The organism is Paenibacillus sp. CECT 9249 (assembly GCF_918697855.1).
Classification (GTDB): domain Bacteria; phylum Bacillota; class Bacilli; order Paenibacillales; family Paenibacillaceae; genus MSJ-34.
The window spans coordinates 39,352-46,446 of record NZ_CAKKLI010000044.1 but is presented as its reverse complement, the minus strand read 5'-3'; the positions used below and the strand labels follow the sequence as shown (position 1 = coordinate 46,446).

The following is a 7,095-nucleotide window of genomic DNA, read 5'->3' as shown; positions in this document are numbered from 1 at the left end:
TTCGTTGCTGACGAGAACTTGTCGTTCTCATTTATTGTTGCTTAATTCGCTCGTTGTTCAGTTTTCAAAGAACAAATTTTTTTGCTCATCTCCGCTCTTGTTCAGCGGCGACTTAAATAATATAACATATTCAATCTATAAATTGCAAGAGTTTTTTTACAAGAATTTTTTGTTAATAACAATTCTTTATTTACAAACAAAAAAACTGTTGCAATCCACTCCCCGCTCCCGTAAAAGCAGGAATATGAATATACCACAGTTTGATACGAAAAGTCCAGCTTTATACCGTTGTAATTATTTCCGAATGATGCCCTCGATCATCAAATCCCGCTCCAACGCCAAATTAAAAATGTCTCCGTCGATGGACACCCAAGGCCGAGTCGGGTGGCTGCGGTCGGTAAATACGATTTCTCCCAGTCGGCCGTTATTCAGCCGGACAAGAGCCCCGTTCTGAAACTGCGTTACTTTCACAATAAACGTCTGAACATAACCGGCGTCCAATTTGCCGAACGACTCCTTCGATAACTGCTCAAGCACCGTGAAAGGGGATTGTTTCTTCTTATAAGCGCGATTCAACGTCATGGCGTGATAAATATCGGCCACGGCGACGATTTTCGCATAGGGATGGATTTTATCCCCTTGGACCCCGAGCGGATATCCGCTACCGTCCACTTTCTCGTGATGCTGCAACGCCGCCAATTTCACGCCGTCATTAATGGCGGTTATATTTTTCAACAGTTGGTAACCGTACTTCGTATGATTTCTCATTTCCCGCTCTTCTTCCTGCGTTAATGACGCGGGCTTGCTTATAATCGCCGGATCGATCCGCATATTTCCGATGTCGTGCAGCAATCCGGCCAGGGCGACTTGCATCCAATCCTTAGGCCCGAGCCCCACCCATTTGGCCAATAAATAAGAAGTTAAAGCGGATAGCGCCGCATGATGATACATGTATTCTTCTTCCATTGCTTGTTCGGGCATGAATGTCAAAATATTGTATTCCGATATTCTCGCGAACAATGACTCCAGTCGTTTCCGCAATTCGATAATCGGGATATCTCCCGCCAAGGCGGACGAAAACGCCCGTTTGACGAGAAGAATCGTCTGGTCGTACTCGCTTTGGAACGAATCGGCAATCGCTGGCACTCTTCCTTCCATCGCCGGTTGCAAATCATCTTCTTGGACCGTCGCCTCCCCTTCTCTTTCTCTTTGGACGGAAACGGTCCGGACCAGAAAGGCTTCGAGAATTTCCAAGTCGCGGCTGCTAATCACTCTTCCCTTCTGAAAAAGGACGCTGCCTAGCGGACTATGCACGTCTTCCGCAATCGTATCGCCGGGTTTCAATTCGGATAATAATAATTGAGCCATACGCGTTAAACAACTCCTAAAATCAACCTATGTTTGTCATATATTCATCACATTTTCGGCAAATCCTGCTGGCTGAACCCGTCAATACGAAAAATAAAAAAGGCATGAACCGATGAAAATGGGCATCTTCCTCACCGATCAAGGAAAATGCCCATGTCCCTATAAAACGCTAGCTATTGTTCGTCATCCGCCGACGGGTCGGCGATTTGTTGTCCGTCCGCATCGGATTCGGTTCCTTCAACCGCCGCGCTGCCGTCCAATGCGGATTGCTCCGCATCTTGATCTTCTTCTTCGCTCTTATCCGCGCGCGCAACCGTCGCTACGGAATCTTCCTCGCGAATGTTGATCAATTTGACGCCTTGCGTGTAGCGGCCCATGGTCGAAATGCCGCTCATGCTCATACGGATCAATGTTCCGGACTCCGTAATAATCATAAGGTCTTCGTCATTCTGAACGACCTTCAGCCCGACAACCGGCCCGTTCTTCTCGGTGACATTGATCGTTTTGATCCCTTTGCCGCCGCGGCTTTGGATCCGGTATTCAGACATCGGCGTCCGCTTGCCGTACCCTTTCGATGTAACGATCAATACGTCTTGATCCGGCTGCACGACATCCATATCGATCACTTTATCGTCGTCGTCGATGGCGATCCCTTTCACCCCGGAAGCGCCGCGTCCCATCGAACGCACGTCCTTCTCCGGAAAACGAATCGACATGCCTTGACTCGTACCCATGATGATCTCTTGATTGCCGTCCGTCAGTTTGACGCCAATCAACTCGTCCTCTTCGCGCAGCGTAATCGCAATCAGACCGACTTTGCGAATGTTGGAGTAATCGTCGAGCGGCGTTTTCTTGACGATTCCGTGGCGGGTCGCGAAGAACAGGAATTTATCCGCTTCGAATTGCTCCACGGGAATGACCGCATTGATCATTTCTCCTTGCTCGATCTGAATCAAATTGATAATCGGCGTTCCGCGGGCAGTCCGGCTTAATTCCGGAATTTCGTATGCCTTTATCCGGTACACCTTTCCTTTATTCGTGAAGAACATAAGATAGTGATGCGAGTTCGTCACGAATAAATGCTCGACGAAGTCGTTATCCTTCGTATCCATTCCCATGACGCCTTTCCCGCCGCGGCGTTGGCTGCGGTACGTATTCAAAGGCAATCGTTTGATATAACCGGTATGGGTAATCGTTACGATAACTTCCTCGCGCGGAATCAAATCTTCATCGAGAATGCTCTCTTCGCCGACCGTAATTTCGGTGCGGCGCTCATCCCCGAACTTCTCTTTAATCTCGTTCAGCTCTTCGCTAATGATGTCGAGCACCAATTGCTCGCTCGCCAAGATCGCGCGATATTCTTCGATCTTTTTCAACAATTCCGCATATTCGCTCTCGATTTTCTCGCGTTCCAATCCGGTCAACCGGCGCAAACGCATGTCGAGAATCGCTTGGGCTTGATCGAAGCTTAAACCGAACCGTCCCATCAGCCCTTCGCGCGCTTCCTCATCCGATTTCGACGAACGAATTAATGCAATCACTTCGTCGATATGATCGAGCGCAATCCGCAGCCCTTCGAGAATATGAGCCCGCGCTTCCGCTTTCTTCAAATCGAATTCGGTGCGGCGGCGGATCACTTCAATCTGATGCTGCAAATAATGGCTTAACATTTCTTTCAGATTCAGAATTTTCGGTTCGTTATTCACGATCGCCAGCATATTAATGCCGAAATTGGATTGCATGGCGGTATGTTTGTACAGGTTGTTCAACACGATGTTCGGATTAACGTCGCGGCGCAGTTCGATGACAACTCGCATGCCCGTGCGGTCCGATTCGTCGCGCAAATCGGTAATGCCCTCGATCTTCTTCTCCCGCACCAGCTCGGCGATTTTCTCGACGAGACGCGCCTTAATGACTTGATAAGGCAGCTCGTGCACAATGATGCGGGCTTTGCCGCCCGACTCTTCAATCGTCGCCCGCGCCCGCATCGTGACGGTACCGCGTCCGGTCGCATATGCTTGGCGAATGCCTTCGCGCCCGAGAATAAAGCCGGCCGTTGGAAAATCGGGGCCTTTAATATATTCCATCATCTCCAGCGGCGTAAGATCCGGGTTGCGGATTAACGCCTGGACGCCGTCAATGACTTCCCCTAAGTTATGGGGCGGAATATTAGTCGCCATCCCGACCGCGATCCCGGAGACGCCGTTCACAAGCAAGTTCGGATAGCGCGCCGGCAACACGACCGGTTCTTGCTCTTCTCCGTCATAGTTCGGAGCGAAGTCGATTGTCTCCTTATTGATGTCGCGCAGCATTTCCATTGCAATTTTCGAAAGACGCGCCTCCGTATAGCGCATCGCCGCAGCCATATCTCCATCGATCGAGCCGAAGTTGCCGTGCCCGTCCACCAGCATATATCGAAGCGAGAAGTCCTGCGCCATCCGCACCATCGTCTCATAGACGGCCGAATCGCCGTGCGGATGGTACTTACCGATGACTTCGCCGACGATTCTCGCCGATTTCTTATAAGGCTTGTCCGGCGACATGCCGAGTTCCGACATCGCGTACAAAATTCTGCGATGCACCGGCTTCAGTCCGTCGCGAACGTCCGGCAATGCCCGGCTTACAATGATGCTCATTGCATAACTCATAAAAGAATCGCGCATTTCTACGCCAATATCGCGATCTTTAATTTGCGAGCTTTTTTCCTCTGCCATGATGGACCTCCTCAATAAAGCGTTTATGCTTTTATATCAAAAATGCCGGTTTTTCCTATATTTACGCTAACATTCATTATATTACTTTCACGAAACAAGTACAATTAAACGTATGCCTACTTCCGAATCGCCTCGTTCTACATACTATGAACCATGAGATAACACGCACAACAGATTTATTATACCACTCAATTCCTTTTCTGTCCTTCGTGAATTAATTCTAAGCGAAAGGTTGATCGCTTTGGCTATTCAGCGGGTATTCAGCAAATGGGCCAAAACAAAGACGCTGCTAAAGAATAGCAAGTTGCAAAACTGTATTCCGGAGACGCGCAAAATGAATGCCGCATCTTTAAAATCGATGCTGGATCAATACAACATGGTGTATGTGAAGCCGGTACGGGGTACGTACGGCATCGGAGTCATGCTGGTGGAAAAACATTCGGGCCAAAGCGGGGGCGCCGATCATTATCGTTACCACGTTGGTACGGAATCGAAAAACTTTGCGTCCTATGAGCGAATGTACCTGTCTCTTATGCCCAAAACTCGAGGCAAACCGTACATCGTCCAGCGCGGCATTCATTTGTTGAAGCATCGCAAGCGCCGTTTCGACATTCGCGTCATGGTACAAAAAAATTTGCAAGATGAATGGGAAACGACGGGGATCATCGGGCGGTTGGCTGCGCCGCAGAAAGTGGTGACCAATTACCACAGCGGCGGTAAACCGCTCTCATTCTCCAAGTTAATGTCGTCGCATCTGAATCCCGCGGAAAAAAAACAGTTGGCCGAAAAGCTGAAAATACTAGGAGTAACCGTCGGCCGGCAATTGGAGAAATCGTATCCCCGCCTGAAGGAGCTGGGACTGGACGTAGCCATCGACGAACAATTCAAGCCTTGGGTGCTGGAGGTCAACACCTGTCCGGACCCGTTCATCTTTCGCAACCTGAAGAACAAAAAAATATTCCGGAAAATGTACCGTTATGCCCTGCATTACGGGCGCTACAAGCCTCGAAAAAAGAGTTGAGAGAAGATGGGAAACCATCTTCTCTCATTATGAACGATAGGAACAATTCAAATTAAATATCCAAATTCTTGACATGTTTCGCATATTGTTGAATAAAATCGCGGCGCGGCTCCACGTTATCGCCCATCAGCGTATCGAACAGCGTATCCGCCTCAATCGCATCTTCGATCGATACTTGCAGCATCGTCCGGCTTTCCGGATCCATCGTCGTTTCCCACAATTGGCTGGCATTCATCTCGCCCAAACCTTTGTAGCGTTGAATGTTCAATTTGACGCCCTCGCCGAATTCCGCGATAATCTCGTCCCGCTGCTTCTCGCTTTCCGCGTAACGGACGACTTTATTGCGTTCGATCTTGAAGAGCGGCGGCTGCGCGATATAGATATATCCGGCTTCGACCAGTTTCCGCATGTAACGGTAAAAGAACGTCAGCAGCAATGTGCGAATATGAGCGCCGTCCACGTCGGCGTCGGTCATAATAATGATTTTGTGGTAGCGCGCTTTGCTCAGGTCGAAATCGTCGCCGATCCCGGTGCCAAGCGCCGTAATGATCGCGCGAATTTCCGCGTTGGACAAAATGCGGTCCAATCTGGCCTTCTCTACGTTCAAAATTTTACCGCGCAGCGGCAAAATCGCCTGGAAGTGACGGTCGCGGCCTTGCTTCGCTGATCCGCCGGCCGAGTCGCCCTCGACAATATACAATTCGCTGATAGACGCGTCTTTCGACGAGCAGTCCGCCAGCTTCCCGGGAAGGGAGCTGACTTCGAGAGCGCTTTTGCGCCGCGTCAGTTCGCGCGCCTTGCGCGCAGCTTCGCGCGCACGCGACGCCTGCAAGCCTTTTTCCACGATCTTCTTGGAGACGGCCGGATTCTCATCCAGAAACTCCTGGAATTTCTCGGCAAAGAACGATTCGACGATACTGCGCACTTCGCTGTTGCCAAGCTTCGTCTTCGTCTGTCCTTCGAACTGCGGCTCCGGAATTTTGACGGAAATAATCGCCGTCAAGCCTTCGCGGACGTCGTCCCCGGACAAGTTGGAATCATTGCCTTTGATCGCATTCGTTTTGCGGGCGTAATCGTTAATAATGCGCGTCAAAGCGCTCTTAAAGCCCGATTCATGCGTTCCGCCTTCATGCGTATTAATATTGTTCGCGAACGAATATATATTCTCGGTGTATGAATCGTTGTATTGCAGCGCCACTTCCACCTGAATGGAATCTTTCGCGCCTTCCACATAGATCGGCGTCTCATGCAACGGTTCGCGGTTGCGGTTCAAATATTCGACGAATTGAATGATTCCCCCGTCGTATTTAAATGTGTTCGACGTATCCGTTCGTTCGTCATGAATGGAAATCTCAATCCCTTTATTCAAAAACGCCAATTCGCGTACGCGGGATATCAGCGTATCGTAATCGTATTCCGTCGTTTCCGTAAAAATATCGGGATCCGGCTTAAACCGTACGATCGTTCCCGTTTCTTCCGTATCGCCGACAATTTTCAAATCGTATTGCGGAACGCCGCGGCGGTATTCTTGCTGGTAAATATGCCCTTTGATTTTGACTTGTACGATCAGATGCTCCGACAACGCGTTGACGACCGACACCCCGACGCCATGCAAACCGCCCGACACTTTATACCCTTCGCCGCCGAATTTTCCGCCCGCATGCAATACCGTCATAACGACTTCCAGCGTGGAACGTTTCATTTTCGCATTTTCCCCAACCGGAATTCCTCGGCCGTTATCGATGACGGTTATGCTGTTGTCCTGGTGGATGATAATGCTGATTTTGTCGCAAAATCCCGCTAAAGCTTCGTCAATACTGTTATCGACAACTTCCCATACCAGATGATGAAGCCCTTTGGCGCTCGTCGAACCGATATACATCCCCGGACGTTTGCGAACCGCCTCGAGTCCTTCCAATACTTGAATCTGGCTCTCATCATACGTATGTTCATTCAAAGACATGCCCTTCACCTACTTCTATAAATTCAGTT

Annotated in this window: 4 protein-coding genes; 1 reads left to right on the top strand and 3 read right to left on the bottom strand. The window is 49.7% G+C overall.

What is annotated here, in order from left to right:
- Window positions 1-294: 294 nt before the first annotated feature.
- Both LQ229_RS21925 and gyrA read right to left on the bottom strand, forming a co-directional pair.
- Window positions 295-1,368 carry an HD-GYP domain-containing protein gene (locus LQ229_RS21925; RefSeq protein ID WP_230192915.1) on the bottom strand — a complete coding sequence of 358 codons (1,074 nt, stop codon included), beginning with the start codon at window positions 1,366-1,368 and terminating at the stop codon, window positions 295-297.
- Between the two features lie 173 nt (window positions 1,369-1,541).
- On the bottom strand, window positions 1,542-4,082 hold the full coding sequence (gyrA, locus tag LQ229_RS21920) for a DNA gyrase subunit A (RefSeq protein WP_216537705.1): 2,541 nt from the start codon (window positions 4,080-4,082) through the stop codon (window positions 1,542-1,544).
- Window positions 4,083-4,314: 232 nt separating this feature from the next.
- Between gyrA and LQ229_RS21915 the strand changes: the two genes are divergently transcribed.
- A complete protein-coding gene (locus LQ229_RS21915) occupies window positions 4,315-5,103 on the top strand; it encodes a YheC/YheD family protein (RefSeq protein ID WP_356711636.1) in 789 nt (262 codons plus the stop codon).
- 52 nt (window positions 5,104-5,155) lie between these two features.
- On the opposite strand, the gene gyrB is transcribed toward LQ229_RS21915, so the two are convergent.
- Complete coding sequence (gyrB, locus tag LQ229_RS21910) at window positions 5,156-7,066, bottom strand: DNA topoisomerase (ATP-hydrolyzing) subunit B (protein ID WP_216537703.1); 1,911 nt, start codon at window positions 7,064-7,066, stop codon at window positions 5,156-5,158.
- Window positions 7,067-7,095 lie beyond the last annotated feature (29 nt).